This is a genomic window from Pseudomonas shirazensis, from assembly GCF_014268785.2.
GTDB lineage: Bacteria > Pseudomonadota > Gammaproteobacteria > Pseudomonadales > Pseudomonadaceae > Aquipseudomonas > Aquipseudomonas shirazensis.
Map to the genome: position 1 here is coordinate 828,048 of NZ_JABWRD020000001.1, position 16,269 is coordinate 844,316.

11 protein-coding genes and 1 pseudogene are annotated in these 16,269 nt (G+C 64.0%); 9 read left to right on the plus strand and 3 right to left on the minus strand.

The window, feature by feature from the left end; translation table 11 throughout:
* Positions 1-159 precede the first annotated feature (159 nt).
* From HU736_RS03520 to HU736_RS03555, 8 genes are read left to right on the plus strand one after another with little or no spacing between them, the layout of a single operon-like run.
* Complete coding sequence (locus tag HU736_RS03520; protein ID WP_225912966.1) at positions 160-2,259, plus strand: TonB-dependent receptor family protein; 2,100 nt, start codon at positions 160-162, stop codon at positions 2,257-2,259.
* A complete protein-coding gene (locus HU736_RS03525; protein WP_225912967.1) occupies positions 2,259-3,980 on the plus strand; it encodes an ABC transporter substrate-binding protein in 1,722 nt (573 codons plus the stop codon). The genes HU736_RS03520 and HU736_RS03525 overlap by 1 nt, the downstream gene beginning before the upstream one ends.
* Entirely contained in the window at positions 3,977-4,909 is a 933-nt protein-coding gene (locus HU736_RS03530) for an ABC transporter permease (protein ID WP_186698362.1), read from the plus strand. The genes HU736_RS03525 and HU736_RS03530 overlap by 4 nt, the downstream gene beginning before the upstream one ends.
* Before the next feature lie 19 nt (positions 4,910-4,928).
* Positions 4,929-6,185 (plus strand): acyl-CoA dehydrogenase family protein, encoded by a 1,257-nt coding sequence (locus tag HU736_RS03535; RefSeq protein ID WP_186698359.1) that lies wholly within the window; start codon positions 4,929-4,931, stop codon positions 6,183-6,185.
* Between the two features lie 14 nt (positions 6,186-6,199).
* The gene (locus tag HU736_RS03540) at positions 6,200-7,579 is read left to right on the plus strand and encodes an LLM class flavin-dependent oxidoreductase (protein ID WP_186698357.1); all 1,380 of its coding nucleotides are present in this window, start codon (positions 6,200-6,202) and stop codon (positions 7,577-7,579) included.
* A 13-nt stretch (positions 7,580-7,592) separates the two neighbouring features.
* Positions 7,593-8,648, plus strand: coding sequence for an NADP(H)-dependent aldo-keto reductase (locus HU736_RS03545; RefSeq protein WP_186698355.1), 1,056 nt, complete (start codon positions 7,593-7,595; stop codon positions 8,646-8,648).
* A 13-nt stretch (positions 8,649-8,661) separates the two neighbouring features.
* Entirely contained in the window at positions 8,662-9,534 is an 873-nt protein-coding gene (locus tag HU736_RS03550; protein WP_186698353.1) for an ABC transporter permease, read from the plus strand.
* Positions 9,531-11,183 carry a dipeptide ABC transporter ATP-binding protein gene (locus tag HU736_RS03555; RefSeq protein WP_103437165.1) on the plus strand — a complete coding sequence of 551 codons (1,653 nt, stop codon included), beginning with the start codon at positions 9,531-9,533 and terminating at the stop codon, positions 11,181-11,183. Before HU736_RS03550 ends, HU736_RS03555 begins: the two co-directional genes overlap by 4 nt.
* 3 nt (positions 11,184-11,186) lie before the next feature.
* Here HU736_RS03555 and HU736_RS03560 read toward each other — a convergent pair whose 3' ends face one another.
* Complete coding sequence (locus tag HU736_RS03560; RefSeq protein WP_186698351.1) at positions 11,187-11,798, minus strand: cell wall hydrolase; 612 nt, start codon at positions 11,796-11,798, stop codon at positions 11,187-11,189.
* 179 nt (positions 11,799-11,977) lie between these two features.
* Here HU736_RS03560 and HU736_RS03565 point away from each other — a divergent pair, with 179 nt between their 5' ends.
* Positions 11,978-13,921, plus strand: a complete 1,944-nt coding sequence (locus tag HU736_RS03565) for a S8 family serine peptidase (protein WP_186698349.1) — start codon at positions 11,978-11,980, stop codon at positions 13,919-13,921.
* A 50-nt stretch (positions 13,922-13,971) separates the two neighbouring features.
* Here HU736_RS03565 and HU736_RS22105 read toward each other — a convergent pair whose 3' ends face one another.
* Both HU736_RS22105 and HU736_RS22110 read right to left on the minus strand, forming a co-directional pair.
* Positions 13,972-14,727: a methyl-accepting chemotaxis protein gene (locus HU736_RS22105; RefSeq protein ID WP_371411609.1), complete on the minus strand. Its 756-nt coding sequence runs from the start codon at positions 14,725-14,727 to the stop codon at positions 13,972-13,974.
* A 102-nt stretch (positions 14,728-14,829) separates the two neighbouring features.
* Positions 14,830-16,218: pseudogene (locus tag HU736_RS22110) on the minus strand (methyl-accepting chemotaxis protein); the annotation flags it as partial.
* Positions 16,219-16,269 lie beyond the last annotated feature (51 nt).

Here is a 16,269-nt window from a genome sequence, read left to right on the forward strand (position 1 = left end):
AGTTTGTGCTGGAGCACAACTAGGCAAGGCGCCTGAAGGCCAGTAAACAGGTAGTTTAATAGCTGGCACGACACCTGCAATACTCACTTTACAAGCATTCAACGGTGGCCCTCGAAACAGCGAGGTGCGGCGGTGATATATATAAAGGGAGTATCAGCATTGCGTGCGAAAGTTCGACTTACCGGTCACCCGCTGGGCAACGCCGCCAGTGTGGCAGTGCTGATGGCGCTGCTCACCCCCTCGGTATTTGCTGCCGGGGAGTCCACCCTCGGCACAGTTACTGTCACCGGCGCCGCAGCCAGTGGCGCTCAGAAGGATCAGAAGCGCCTGCAGAAGGTTGCCGGCAATACTGCAGTGATCGACAACCGTCAGGTCGAGCAGGGCCGTGCTGCCAATGCCGAAGACGTTCTCGCCCTGCAGCCGGGGGTGTTCGCCCAAGGCACCAGCGGCACCGCCGCGAACAAGATTTCGATCCGCGGTTCCGGGCTCAATACCTTCTATCAAGGCTACGTGCTGGGCACCAAGTTTCTTTTCGACGGCCTGCCGATCACCGGTCCCGGCGGCACTCAAGAAGACTTCCTCGACATGCAGGGCATCGACCACACCGAGGTCTTATATGGCGGCAACGCCTCTGAGTACGCAGCGCTGTCGCTGGGCGGTGCGATCAATTTCGTCAGCAAGACCGGGCGCACCGACCCGGGTAATTACGCCCGCTTCGAGGTGGGCAGCTACGGCTACCGCAAGCAACAGCTGAGCACCGGTGGCGTTGTCGGCGACAGCGACTATTACATCAACGTGCTGCACAACGAGCGCGACGGCTATCAGGACCAGGCCAACAACGAAGGCCGCGGCCTGGCTGCCAACTTCGGTCACGTATTCAGCCCAAAGCTGGAAACCCGGCTGTTCGTCAAATACCGCGAGGAGCAACTCACCAACGGCAACACGCTGACCCGCCAACAGCTCAAGCACGACCCGCGCAGCAATAGCGCCCCGACCGGACGGCGCAAGGACGGCACCACCTTCATCGGCAACAAGACCACCTACACCTTCGACGATGGCAACAAACTCGAAGTCGGCGCTTCATACAACAACTACCCCTTGCTCAACGGCTGGCGCTACTCGCCCACGCCCCAGGACTGGCGCTCCAAGGACATCAACCTGACCCTGCGCTATTTCCGTACCGGCGACCGCCTGTTCGGCCTGCCCAGCGACAGCAGCGTCATCTTCAGCAACACCCGGGCTTCGCTGGCTGACGTCAAGTCGCACAATCGCAGCACCGGCGCGAAAATCCAGGAGACCAACTACACCGGCTCGCGGGACACGGTGCTGACGTTCGGCAACGAGCTGCAATTGACCGATGCTCTGTGGCTGTCCTCCGGCTTGTCGTTCGTCAATATCCGCCGCAAGGCCGAGATCGAAGGCACCACGCTGACCACGGCCAACACCAGCAACCTGCCGACCCGCGTTGAATATGTCGAAAATGATCTGGCGCCGCGGCTCGGCCTGCGCTATCAGATCAACCCCGAATTCCAGCTGTTCGGCAATGTCAGCCGCAGCATCGACCCGCCGGTGACCTGGCAGTTGGGCAGTACTGGCAACCCGTTCCTCTATGATGTGCGGCCACAAAAAGCCACCACCTTCGAAGTTGGTGTGCGCGGCAGTCATGGCATCTTCGATGGCAGCCTGACCCTGTACCGCTCGTGGGTACAGGATGAGCTGCTGACCGTGGTGGTGCGCCAGGCCAGCGCCACCCAGGACCAACTGACGGCGACCTCGAACGCCAGCCCGACGATTCACCAAGGCATCGAAGCCGGCCTCAATGCGCTGCTCTGGACCGGTGCCAGCGGCGATACCCTCGACCTGCGCCAGGCCTACACCCTCAACGACTTCAAGTACCGCGACGACGACACCTTCGGCGGCAACGAACTGCCAAGCCTGCCGCGCCAGGTGTACCAGGCTGAACTGGCCTACCGCCAGGCCAGCGGTTTCTACGCCTCGCTCAACCTGCGCGCAGCCTCCAGCTATTACATCGATTACGCCAACACCTGGCAGGCGCCGTCGTACCTGCTGTGGGGGGCCAAGGTCGGCTTCCAGGCGCCGAGCCGCAAGTGGGAAGTGTTTGCTGACCTGCGCAACCTCACCGACCAGCGCTACGCCAGTGCGGCCAACACCGCCTACAACGCCAACGGCCGCGACTCTGCCAATTTTTATCCGGGTGATGCGTTCTCAGTCACCACCGGCGTAGCGGTGCGCTTCTGATGCCGGCTGCCCAAAGGCACATGCTGACGCCGATGCTGCTGGCCAGCGCGCTGCTGTTCGGCGGCTGCTCGCCACCCGCGCCGCCGCACACGGCAAGCAGCCTCAAAGGCGAGGCGGTGACGGCCGTCAACGGCATCATGCGCTACCCGGCGAGTGATTTTGTCGAGCAGCGTGAGGGCCTGCGCGGTGGCACCTTGCGCGTGTCTGCCGCAACCGATTCGGGCAGCTTCGACATCCACGGCTTGTCCCACGGCAACATGCAGTGGTTGGGGCGGATCCTGTTCGATTGCCTGGTCTATCAGGCCGAAGACGGCACGCTGACGCCCTGGCTGGCGAAAGCCTGGGATATCAGTGCCGATGGGCTGACCTATACCTTTCACTTGCGCGATGACGTCACCTTCAGCGACGGCGCGCGGTTCGATGCCGAGACAGTGCGGCTGAACCTTGAGCACATGCGTGACCCGGCGACCAAGTCGCCGCTGGCGGCCGCTTATATTGCGCCTTACCTCAAAGGCCGGGTGATCGACGATTTCACCTTCGAGGCGACCCTGCGCGAGCCTTACGCGCCGTTCCTCGACGTGCTCTCGCAGGCATGGCTGGGCATGATTTCGCCGAAGCAGATCCTGGAGGCACCTCGTAGCATCGCGACACGGCCGATCGGCAGCGGGCCGTTCGTGCTCGACAGCTACGTGCGTGACCAAGGCGCGATGTTCAGCCGTCGCGCTGGCTATGATTGGTCGCCGCCGGCCATCAAGCATCAGGGCGAGGCTTATCTGGATCGGCTCGAACTGAGCTATGTGCCCGAGGCGATGATCCGCTACACCGCACTGGAAGCCGGCGACAGCGACATGGCCCTCGACGCACCGCCGCAGAACGCCGCTGCGATCCGCGCCAACCCGCAATTGACCCTGCGCAGCCGGATCCGCAAAGGCAATCCTGCGCGCAGCATCACCTTCAATGTCGAGCGGGTGCCGTTTGACGACGTGCGGGTGCGCCAGGCCATGGCCAAAGCCATCGACCGCGACGGCCTGGCATGGATATCGGGCTTTGGCGAGTTTCTCGCCAAGGGCGACTATCTCGCCGTGAATACCCCAGGCTATGACCCGGTCGCGCAGGACGCACTGGCGTTCGACCCGGCCACAGCCAATCGCCTGCTGGATGCGGCCGGCTGGACCGAGCGCGCTGCCGACGGCGTACGCATGCGCAACGGCCAGCGCCTGCAAGCGACCTTGCTCACCTATGACAACCCGGCGTTTCCGGCCAACGTTGCAGTGGCGGTACAAGCCGATCTGCGCAAGATCGGCTTTGCCATGGCCATCGAAGTACTGCCGCTGACGCGGGTCATGCAGCTGCGCTACGCCGGGGAGTTCGATGCCATCGGTGGCGGCTACTGGCACACCAATACGGCTGACGGCCTGTACATCCTCTATCACAGCAATGCCATTCCCAGCGCGCGTTTGATTGGTCAGAACGTTGGCCATTTTCGTGATGCGCAACTGGACCAATACCTGGGCGAGGCGCGCCGCAGCACCGACCCGCAGCGGCGTCGCGAGCTCTATCGGCTGGCCCAGCAACGGCTCGGCGAGACCGTGCCAGCAGTGCCGTCGGTAGAAAGCCAGATGCTGCTGGCCTACCGCAAGGCCGTCGGCGGCGTGCTGTTCGACGGCTCACACAATGTCCCTCTGTTCACCAGCGTGTGGCTGGCCAAGGAGCAACCATGAAGTTAGTGGCGACGGTACTGCGCCGCCTGCGCGATGGTGTGATTGTGCTGTGGGCGGCGGCCAGCCTCACTTTTCTGGGCATGCAGCACAGTGGCGGTGATACCGCGCTGGCGATTGTCGGCGGCCCGGATGCGATGCCCAGCGCCGAGCTGTTGGCCCAGGTGCGCGCCGAGTACGGCCTTGATCAGCCGCTGTGGCGGCAGTACCTGAGCTACCTGGGACGCCTTGCTCAGGGTGATCTTGGCGAGTCGTACCGCTTGCGTATCTCGGTAGTGCAGGCGATCGGCGAGCAACTCGGGGCGACCTTGGCCCTGGCCAGCACTGCAGCGTTGCTGGCGGTAGCGCTGGCCCTGGCGTCGGCGCTGCTCACCGCCAACCGCGGACGGCGCTTGCGAGCGCTGGTATCGGGGGGCGAGTTGGTGCTCTCGGCGGTGCCCAATTTCGTCATCGGGACGGTGCTGCTGCTCGCCTTTAGTTTCTATTTCCACTTGCTGCCGCCGTCCGGCTCGGCCGGCTGGCAGTCGCTGCTGCTGCCCAGTCTGGCGCTGGGTCTGCCCATCGCTGCGCTGCTGGCGCAGGTGCTGCGCCAGTCACTGGAACAGGTGCTCGAGCAACCCTTCATCACTCAGGCACGCGCCCGCGGCATGTCCGATACCGGCGTGCGCCTGCGCCATGCCTTGCGTCACGCGCTGGTGCCGTTGGTGACGCTGGCCGGATATGTATTCGCCAGCCTGCTCGGCGGGGCGGTGGTGCTCGAGCTGCTGTTCGGCCGCCAGGGCATCGGCCGCTTGATGCTCGACGCGACTGCCAACAAGGACGTGCCGCTGGTGCTCGGCGTGACCTTGCTGGCTGCTGCCATCTACGTGCTGGTCAATCTGCTGGTGGACCTGTTGACCCAGGCCATCGACCCGCGCACTGCCCACCATTGAATCCGCGAAAGGAACCGTCATGAGTCATCCATCGAACACTGCAATCACCGATGCCGAACTGGACGCGCGGTTCGGCCCGATCTACACCCGCATCGCCGCCGGCGCTGTTGAACGCGAGCAGCAACGAGCTCTGGCCCATGAGCCAGTGGCCTGGTTGCGCGCAGCGGGGTTTGGCGCGCTCAGGGTCCCGCAAGTCCACAGCGGGCTGGGCGCCTCGCTGCCGCAGTTGCTGCGCCAGCTGGTGCGCCTGGGACAGGCTGATTCGAATCTGCCGCAGATCTTTCGAGCGCACTTTGGCTTCGTCGAAGGTCGCCTGTCGGCAGCCGATGCTGATTCGCAGCAGTACTGGTTTGCCCGCGTTGCGGCCGGTGAGCTGTGGGGTGCGGCCATGGCCGAGCGCACTGAAAGCACCAGCAACACGGTGCAACTGAGCGACAGCGGGGAGGGCGGCTATCGCCTCGATGGCGAAAAGTATTACTGCACCGGCACGCTCTACGCGGACTGGGTTGCAGCCGTGGCCAACCATGGCGACGACTTCGTCAGCCTGGCGGTGCCGACCCGCGCGGCCGGGGTTGAAGTGGTCGATGACTGGGACGGCTTCGGCCAGCGCCTGACCGGCAGCGGCACCACTCGCTTCAACCACGTTGCCGTCCCCGATCGGCACATTCTGCGTCGTTTTGCCAAGCGCGAACTGCGCGCCGAATCGTACCTGACGGCGTTCTACCAGGCCGTTCACCTGGCCACCCTGGCAGGCATCGCCCGGGCTGTCCTGGCGGATGCCGTGGGCTTTGTACAGGGCCGCACCCGCGCGTTCGGCTTGCCCGGCCAGTCGCGACCGGCTGACGACCCACTGGTGCAGCAAGTGGTCGGGCGCCTGTCGAGCCTGGCCTTCAGTGCCGAGACGCAGGTTGGCGCGGTTGGCCAGAGCCTGCAGGCTGCATTTGCAGCCGGCCAGCTCGGCGCAGTGCCGGAGCAGCTCTACACCGATGCCGAAGTGCACGCCTTCCAGGCGCAACAAATCGTTTTGCCGCAAGTACTTGAGGCGACCAGCTTGCTGTTCGAAGTCGGCGGCGCTTCGGCCACCAGCAACCAGCGCCGGCTCGACCGCCACTGGCGCAACGCGCGCACCCTGGCATCACACAATCCGGCGATCTATCGCGAGCAGGCGCTGGGCAACTACTACCTCAACGGCATCAGCCCGGCTGCCGCCTGGCGGGCCAAACAGTCGGCAGCCAGTGACGTGCAGCCTGCCTTCGATGAAGCCAGCGCTGTCTGAACAGGAGCAACCCCATGACGCAAGCAAAACAGATGAGCCTGGGCATGAACATTCTCGGCTTTGGCTCACACTCCGGCGCCTGGCGTCAGGGCGAGGCTGGGCTGAATGCCTACATCGACGTCGACTATTACCGCAACATCGCGCGCATCTCCGAACGTGGCTGCCTTGACGCGATCTTTCTCGCCGATGGCCCGGCATTGCCACCGGATGTCGCCAGCCAGCCGGGCGGGCGCCTGGAGCCGACCCTGCTGCTTACCGCCGTGGCAGCGGCCACCGAACATATTGGCGTCATCGCCACCTGTTCCAGTACCTACAACGAGCCGTTCAACCTGGCCCGGCGGATCGCCTCGCTGGATCACATCAGCGGCGGCCGTGCCGCCTGGAACGTGGTCACCAACGCCGGCGATGCCGCCGCGCAAAACTTCGGCCTCAGCGGTGCGCCGCTGCATGTCGACCGCTATGGCCGTGCCGAGGAATTCGTCGAGGTAACCCTCAAACTGTGGGACAGCTGGGAGGACGACGCGATCATTGGCGACCGCGCCACAGGCCGCTTTGCCGACCCGAGCAAAGTGCACACGGTGGACTTCAAGGGCGAGCACTTTCAGATCAAGGGCCCGCTCAACCTGCCACGCTCGCCGCAAGGCCGGCCAGTGCTGGTCCAGGCCGGTTCGTCCAAAGGCGGCAAAGCGCTTGGCTCACGTTATGCCGATGCGATCTTCACCACCCAGACCACCTTGCCCGACGGCCTGGCCTTTTATCGCGAGATGAAACAGCGGGCCAAAGCCTGGGGCCGCGACCCGCGGCACTTGAAGATCATGCCTGGGCTGTCGACGGTAATCGGCAGCACCGAAGCCGAGGCCCACGCGCGCTTCGACCAGCTCAATGCCTGGCACGGTGAGCACGGCTTGTTGCAGCAGGTGGCCGGGCGGATCGGCATTGATGCCCGCGAACTGGACCCGGACGCGCCGCTGCCCTGGACGCAAATCGGCGCTGTAGCGGACTTCGAGCGCGGCTCGCATGGGTTTCTCGAGGCGCAACTGAACTTGGCCCGGCGCGAGAACCTGACCATCCGCGAGCTGTCGCGGCGGATTCTGGTCGGCCACCGTTTGGCGGTGGGCACGCCCGAGCAGGTTGCCGACACTCTGGCCGAATGGTTCCTCGCTGGCGCCGGCGATGGCTTCAACATCATGCCGGACATGTTTCCGTCGGGCGCGCAGGTGTTCGTCGAAGAGGTAGTTCCGCTGCTGCAGAAGCGTGGTTTGTTCCGCCGCGAATACCAGGGCCGCACCTTGCGCGATCACCTCGGCTTGCCCAAGGCCGTCAATCAGTACACCCAGGCCAGCAGCGCAGAGCTATCGGCTGGCCTGAGCCCTTCGCCTTCCGTCATTTATTGAAAAGGATCACACCATGCAGTACCGCCGCCTGGGCCACACCGACCTCAACGTCAGCCTGCTCAGCCTTGGCTCGATGACCTGGGGCCACCAGAACACCGAGCAGGATGCCCACCAGCAACTGGACGCCGCCGTCGCCGCCGGGATCAATCTGATCGATACCGCCGAGATGTACCCAACGCCGACCCGGGCCGAAACCTGGACCACCACGGAGCGCTTCATCGGCAGTTGGCTTGCTGCACGCGGTAACCGCGACAAACTGGTGCTAGCAAGCAAGATTGCCGGGCCGTCGCGTGATCCTGCCGGGCAGACGCACATTCGTGACGGCCTCTCGCACCATGATCGGCGCAATATCGTTGCCGCGCTGGATGGCAGCCTCAAACGCCTGCGCACCGATTATCTGGACCTGTATCAGCTGCACTGGCCGGACCGCACCACCAACTTCTTCGGCGCGCGTGAATACCCCTACGTGGATGACCACCCAGACAGCGCCGCAATCGCTGAAACCTTGGCGGTGCTCGACGAACAGGTCAAAGCCGGCAAGGTCCGCCATATCGGCGTTTCCAACGAAACACCGTGGGGCGTGGCGCAGTTCCTGCGGCACAGCGAACAACGTGATTTGCCGCGCATTGCCAGCATCCAGAACCCGTATAGCTTGCTCAACCGCCTGTATGAGAACGGCTTGTCGGAGTTCAGCCACCGTGACGGCGTGAGCTTGCTGGCGTATTCACCGCTGGCGTTCGGCACGCTGACCGGCAAATACCTCGATGGCGCACACCCCGAAGGCGCGCGCCTCTCGTCGGTGTACCGCACCTTCAACCGCTACGACAGCAGTGAAGCCAACAGCGCCATCGCCAGCTATGTGCAGATCGCCGCCAAGCGAGGTTTGAGCCCAGCGCAGCTGGCGCTGGCCTTCGTCATCCGTCAGCCGTTCGTAGCCAGTGCCATTACTGGCCAGACCAGCCTGGCACAGTTGCACGACAACCTCGGTGCGCTGGAGCTGCAACTCGATGACGAACTGCTGGCCGAGATTCAGGCTGTGCATCGGCGTACGCCGAATCCGGCGCCTTGAGCCAGGAGGTTGCATGAACGCGATCATTCCCGCTGCCCAGGTGCAGACGCTGGCAACCAGTGCGCGACTGTCGCGCTGGCGCCCTGCGCGGCCAGGGTTGTGCCTGGCCTGGGCGACCATCGGCTTGCTGTTGCTGGCGGTGGCACTGCCGGGCTGGCTGGCGCCGGCCGATCCTTTGCTGGCTGATGCGCGCCTGGCCTATCAACCGCCCAGCAGCCAGTTTTGGCTGGGCACTGATGAGAATGGGCGGGATGTGCTCAGCCGGCTCATTCACGGTACGCGCGCCTCTTTGCTGATCGGTTTGACGGCGACCTTGCTCGGGCTGGGCCTGGGCACGTTGCTCGGATTGCTTGCCGGCCTCGCACCGCGCTGGCTGGATAACCTGCTTATGCGCGCGGTGGATGTGCTGCTGGCATTTCCCGACCTGCTGCTGGCGCTGGTGGTGATCACGCTGTTTGGCCAGGGCACGACCAACTTGATCATTGCCGTCGGCATCGCCGCAGTGCCGCGCTATGCCCGGCTGGTGCGCGCGCAGACCTTGAGCATCCGCCATGCCAGTTTCGTCGAGGCGGCACTGACCCTGGGTCGGCGGCCGCTGGCTGTGGTGTTTGCCCATGTCTTGCCCAATGCGGTGCAACCGGTCCTGATCCTCGCCTGCATCGGCCTTGGCGGGGCTATCACCGCCGCTGCCGCGCTGAGTTTTCTCGGTTTTGGCGCTCCGCCACCGGCACCCGAGTGGGGCGCAAGTATGGCAGTGGCACGCAATTTCATGGCCAACGCGCCCTGGCTGATGGCCTGGCCGGCGCTGGCAATTACCTTGACTGTGATTTCCATCAGCGCCATCGGCCGAGACTGGCTAGGGCGCAGTGAGGGCAAAGGCCTATGAGTGGTTTGAATACGGCGTCGGCACTGGTCGACATCCGCGACCTGCGAGTGAGCTTCAACGGTGTAGCGGTGGTACACGGAGTCGATCTGCAGGTGCGCGCCGGGCAGTGCGTGGCGTTGGTTGGCGAGTCGGGCTCGGGCAAGAGCGTCACTGCCCGCAGCCTGGTCGGCCTGGCGGGCCACGGTGCGCAGGTGCAGGCGCAACGGCTGGAGTTTGCCGGGCGCGACCTGCGTGTATTCGACCAGGCCGACTATCAACGCCTGCGCGGCGCGCAGATCGGTTTCATCATGCAGGACGCACTGGGTTCGCTCGACCCGTTGCGGCGGGTGGGTGGCGAAATCGAAGAGGCACTGCTGCTGCACTCTGACCTGGGCGCGGAGGCACGTCGTCTGCGGGTGCTGCAGTTGCTCGCCGAGGTCGGCGTGCCTGAGCCGCAGGTGCGCGCTCAGCAGTATTCGTGGCAGTTGTCGGGTGGCCTGCGTCAGCGCGCGTTGATCGCCTCGGCGATGGCCTGCCGGCCGCGCCTGCTGATCGCTGATGAGCCGACCACGGCGCTTGACGCGACCGTGCAGGCACAGATTCTGCGCCTGCTTGAACAACTGCGCGATGAGCAGAACAGCTTGTTGATAGTCAGCCATGATCTGGCGGTGGTGGCACGGTTGGCCGACTGGGTGGTGGTGATGCGCGGCGGACATGTAGTGGAGCAGGGCAGTGCCGAACAGATTCTGCAGGACCCGCAAGACCCTTACACCCAGCGCCTGCTCAGCGCCGCGCGTGCCGTCCATTTGCAGCGCCCAACCCAGCCTGCGCTGGCGTTGGTTGAGCCCAGTGCGAGCGGCATTGAACAGCCGGTATTGCTTGCTGCAAGCGGGCTGGGCAAATCCTTTGCCGGCCCCGACGGCAGCGTCCGCCAGGTGTTGAACGAGGTGTCGTTGCAGTTGCGCGCCGGGCAAACCCTGGGTGTGGTCGGCGAGTCCGGTTCTGGCAAAAGCACCCTGGGGCGCATCTTGCTCGGCCTGGAGCAACCCGACCAGGGCCGGGTCGAGTTCGCCGGTAGCGACTGGTTGGCGCTCGGCGCCGAGCAGAAGCGGCGGGCGCGGCAGGGCATCCAGGTAGTGTTTCAGGACCCGCTGGCTTCGTTCGACCCTCGCTACAGCGTACTGCGCGTACTCAGCGAAGCGCTGGCGCTGGCCGGGGTGCCGCGCTCCTTGCAGCGGGCCGAGGCGGTGGCGTTGTTGGAGCGTGTGCAGTTGCCTGCCAGCGTGCTTGAACGGCGCCCGCTGGAGCTGTCCGGGGGCCAGCGTCAGCGCATTGCCATTGCCCGTGCACTGGCGATGAAACCGCGCCTGTTGATCTGCGACGAACCGGTGTCGGCGCTGGACGTGTCGGTACAGGCACGCATCCTCGCCTTGCTGGCTGAACTCAAGGCCGAGCTGAACCTGGCCTGCCTGTTCATTTCCCATGATCTGGGTGTGGTCGAGCAGGTCAGCGATCATGTGCTGGTGATGCAAGCGGGCAGGGTGGTAGAGCAGGGTAGCGCCGCTCAGGTGTTGGGCCAGCCGCGCCATGCCTATACCCGGGCGCTGCTGGATGCGGTGCCGACGTTGCCACCTGCGCAGCCACTGTGGGTGCGCCGCCTCGCGGTATAGGGCTCAGCGCGCCAGTGCTGGGTTGGGCTTGTAAAAAAGGAACAGCCTGGTCTCGGCAGTCTTGCGGTAAGCCTTGGCCCAGGCTGGCCGCGCCGAGCGGTCGTGGAAATACAAGGCGCCATTGGTAGTGTCCTTGAGCTGCTGGTTGAGCGCCTTGCGGGCGATTTCCTTGGCAATGTCGTAGCGGTCCTTTTCCTCGACCTGGTCAGGGCGCCCGTCGCACCACCAGGAAAACTGGCAACTCTTGCTTTCGACCCCCTGCTTGACCACGCCGCAGATGGTGTCAGGGAAACCGTCCTGGCCGAGGCGATTGAGCACCACGCTGGCGACTGCGCTCATGTCCTTGGCATCGGCCTGTTTGGCCTCCCAGTAGATGGTGCGGGCCAGGCAGGTGATGCTGTCGTCCATCGGTGCCTGGCCATTGGGATCGACCGCCATGACCTCGCCTGAAGTCAGTACCTCGTTTTTTTTCGGCGGTGGTGCGTCGTTGACGACCTTTTTCTCGAGCGCTTCGGCCTTGTCTTCGGCGACCGCGGCTGTGGGTGCATCGGCGGCAAGGGTGGGACCTGCGAGCAGGGCCATGAACAAAGCAAAAATGATCGCTGACGCGCGCATGACGAGCCTCGCAGGTGGGTGCTGGAGGTCAGTCTAGCTGCCGCTGCGTTGGGCTGCCGCAACCTGGACTGCGGGCTGCAGAGGAACCGCTTCGTGCTGGGAGGCGGCGGGATACGGCGCAATCATTGTTGTTCGGCCGCCCGCAAAGGAGGCGGCTGCACTTGAAGGGAAGCCGCCTGATGAGCATCGATGTCGAAATCCTCTACTACCGAAACTTCAATTTCGATGGCAAGTTTCACTTGCGCTGTATTGGTCCAGACCTGCACAAGATCAAGCGTATTCGCTACGTGCTGCGCGTCATCAACGCGCGAGGGCCCAAGCGACTGGACTCCTTCAGCTCAAGCTCCCAGGTTGACAGCGGGCTGCTGGTTGACCATGGCTGTCCGGCCATTCTCGGCACCGATCTGAGGCACGGCCGCTTCGAGATAACCGCAAGCATCACCCTGACCGACGAGCAGATCATCCAGCTTGACCTGCCCTCCGATGCTGATGCCACCATCACTTGGCCAACGATGGTCATCGAGATCCAGCCCGAAGAAGCCGACCGGCGTATCCTGGATCGGGTCCCGCTGACGGGAGCCTCGTTACGCGTCAAACGTTCTGCAGCGCCGCCTGAAACTGGGCCCAGGCCTGTTTACGACCCACTGCTGGCCGGGTTCAGCGGACTGCCCGACGGCACTGCCGACAAGGCTCTGCCGGCGCTGCTGGTCAAGTTCGGCAAGGACGGTTTTGCCTCCTTCGTTGCCGATCTTGAGCCGGACAGCCGCTCGAGGCTGGTCCGTCTGTGGCCGAACCTCAAGCAGGTCATCCAGCTGCAGCCGGTGCTGAGCGCTGAAGAGCATGACGACGACGCGCTTGCAGTGCTGCGCGATTACTACCTGCTCGCACAGCCAGCAAGCATGTTCAACGATACCTTCATCGCGCTGCTACGAACCCTGGCGGCGCTGGACTACGTCGAGTCGCTATCCTTCCCGCCCGCCGAGCAGGAACCCGGCAACCTCATTGCCGCGGCGCTCGCTGCGCTAGTGGCGACACTGATCACGGGTGCGGCGGTGAGAGCGGGTGATGACGCTCACGACGATTCGCAACCGACGCCGGACTTCGATGCGCTGCAGACTTACCTGGATGCACCGACCGCCTCGCACAAGGGGATGAACATCCGCAGCGTCTGGAGCAAACAGGTGACCGGCAAGGGCACCCGCGTGCACTTTTCCGATGGGGGCTTGTTCGCCAGACATGAGGACCTGCGCGGGACTGATCGGCTACGCGTGATCAGCGACCAACCCAACGCAGACCCGGCCCACGGTACCGCATCGGTGGGCCTGCTGTTTGCCCAGGCCAATTCGTTCGGCATGAACGGGATCTGCCATGATTGTGAGCTATACCTGTACGACAATCGGGCCATCGACCACCGCAAATACCCCCGCACGCCCGCAGACCTGCTGCGCCAGGTACGCGCAGGCGACATCGTCGCCATCAACAGGCAAAGCGCCAGCATCCATGTACTCAGCACCTTTTTGCCGTCGCTGCACGAGCGCGACTGGTGGGATGTGTGCGAGGCGCTGACCGCGCGCGGCGCGGTCGTGGTCAATGCCGCCGCCAATGGCAGCAATCAGTCGCTGGCGGACAAGGGTACGGCGCTGGGGCACGGTGTCGATCTTGGCCAATGGCCTTACTTCGACGACCATGGCGATGCCTCGACCATTTTGGTAGGGGCCTGCCAGTCGTGGGACGGCAAGCCTCATCAGTACTCCAATTACGGTTACCGCTATCGAATGCTCAACGCGTGGGGTGATAGTGTCGCCACGCTGGGCTACGGCAAGCTACAGGACAAAAAGGGTGACGACCGAGACTACACCAACAGCTACGGTGGCACCTCCAGCGCAACCCCTTTGGTAACGGGTGCCCTGAGCCTGATTCAGTCCTACGCCATGCGCCAGCATCATGTCTATCTGAATGCCGACCAGATGCATTTGCTGGTGATGGCGACAGGTTATCAAGACGCGACCTTGCCTCTGACCGACGTCCTGCCGATGGGCAGAAGGCCGAACGTGGAAGCCGCGTTGGCGTTGCTCGACCGCCTGCTCGGCGGCGGCAGCTTCAGCGCCCACGACGAGCTGTAGCGGTTCGGATCAGCTACGGTCCGGGCTGCGTGATGGGCCAGACGCAGCAGTCAGACTCTGAACTGGTCCATCAATGCTTGCTGCTGGTTGGCCAGTTGATTTAGCGACTGGCTGACCCGCGCCGACTCGTTGGCCTGGCTTGACAGTGACTCGGTTACATCGCGAATGGTCGCGACGTTACTGTTTATCTCTTCCGCCACTGCGCTCTGCTCTTCGGCAGCGGATGCAATCTGCAGGTTCATGTCGGTGATCACCGTGACTGCCTGGCCGATCCGTTGCAGCGCAGTGACCGCCTGACCGACTTGCTCGACGCCGCCCTGGGCCTGGCGGTGGCTACTGTCCATGGCGTCGACTACTTCACGCGTGCCAGCTTGCAGCGCCTCGATCACCTGGCGAGTTTCTTCGACCGATTCCTGTGTGCGCCGGGCCAGATTGCGCACTTCATCAGCGACGACGGCGAAGCCGCGCCCGGCTTCGCCGGCGCGGGCTGCTTCGATCGCCGCGTTTAGGGCGAGCAAGTTGGTCTGTTCGGCGATCGAACGAATCACCTCGAGCACCGAGCCGATTTTTTCGCTGTTGCCGGCCAGCCCTTCGACCTGGGCCATGGCACTGCTCATGTTGGCCGCCAGGCTGTCGATGCTGTCGGTAGTCTGGCCGATCACGGCCAGGCCTTCCCGGGTGGCCAGGTCAGCTTCGCGGGCGGCCTGAGCAGCTTGCGCTGCGCTGCGCGCGACGTCCTGCGCGGTAGCACTCATCTCATGCGAGGCCGTGGCGGCCTGGTCGACCTGGCGGTACTGCTGCTCCATACCGGCGCTGGTCTGGCTGGCGATCGCAGCAGACTGGTCAGCTGTGCCCCGGGCGGCCTGCACCGAACGTTTGACGTCGGCGATGGTTGGCTGCAGCTTGTCGAGGAAGCGGTTGAACCAGCCCGCCAGCTCACCGAGTTCGTCGCGCTTGTCGTACTGCAGGCGGCGGGTCAGGTCACCTTCACCGCTGGCGATATCCTTGAGCATCGCCGCCACGCCCAGAATCGGCCGGGTGACGCCTCGCGCCATCAGCCAGACCAAGAGCAAGCCGGCCAACGCAGCGCCCAGGCCCAGCCCCAGCTCAAGCAAGGTGCCGCTGGTATTGAGTGCGTCGAGCTCGTTCTTCAGCGCTTCGGCAGGGCCGGTCAGGGCGCTTTGCGGCACGTCGAGCAATACGCCCCACGGCTTGCTGCCGGGAATCGGCTGAAACGCTGCCAGCACTTTCAAACGCTGCTCGGCGTGAACAATCTGCAATTTGCCGTCCGCCAGCTTGCGCACCAACTCGGCGCCTTGCGCGGTATCGAGCTGGTCGAAGCGCTGGGCCAGCTTGCTTGAGTCGGCGCTGTAGCCTGCGAGCAGGCCGACCGGGCTGAGGATGCCGACCGTGGTCTGGCCTTGATAAAGGCCGCGGCTGGCTTCTTCGCTCATGGCCTGCAAGCTGCTCAGGTTGATGTCGACCGACAGCGTGGCAATCACCTTGCCCTTGACCGACAGCGGGAAGACGATGCTCGTCATCAACACCTGTTGGCCGTCGATGGCGTAGAAATACGGCTCGACCACGCAGACCTTGCCGGTGCTGCGCGGGCATACCCACCAGGTGTTGGCCGGCTGCCCGCTGGGGCCGGTTTCGATGTTGGCCATGTCCAGTTCAGGCAAGGCCATCGAGGTCAGTTTGCCGGCCTGCGGTTGCGACCAATACAAGGCGAAACGGCCAGTTTCGTTGCTGCCCAACTCGTGCTGATTGGTGAACAGGCTGTCCTTGCCATCCAGCGCATCAGGCTCGAACACCAGCGACAGGCCGAGCAGCTCAGGGTTGGCCAGCAGGGCGCTGCGCACCTGTGCGGTCATGTCTTCGCGCAGGTCGAAGGCATCCAGATAGCGTTTTTCCGCTTGCTCGCGCAAGAACAGCACCTGCCGGGCAAAACCTGCGCCGTACTGGTAGGCATCCATGAACTGGCGACGAATGTTCAGCGCCTGCACTTCACCCTGCGATTCGATGCGCGCTTGAGCTGAATCGGAGAGCATCGTCATGCTGCTGGCCTTTACCAGGTCGGAGCTGTGGTCCATGCGGTACAAGGACAGACCGACCAGTAGCGTGACGATGGCGGCCAGGCACAAGCCGGCGAGCAGGGTGATCTTCCACTGGATGGACAGTTGTCGCAGAGGCATTTTGGGAAAGTCCCTTGTAATAGGTCTGCACTCTGTGTCGGCGACCACAGGATTTTCTTTATTCAAACGTTCAATTGAATTCGGCCTTGGCCGATTTGACATCTGTCGACTCGCCCTTCAGAGTGTGCGCCCTTCGCATTGCACCCCTCTGGA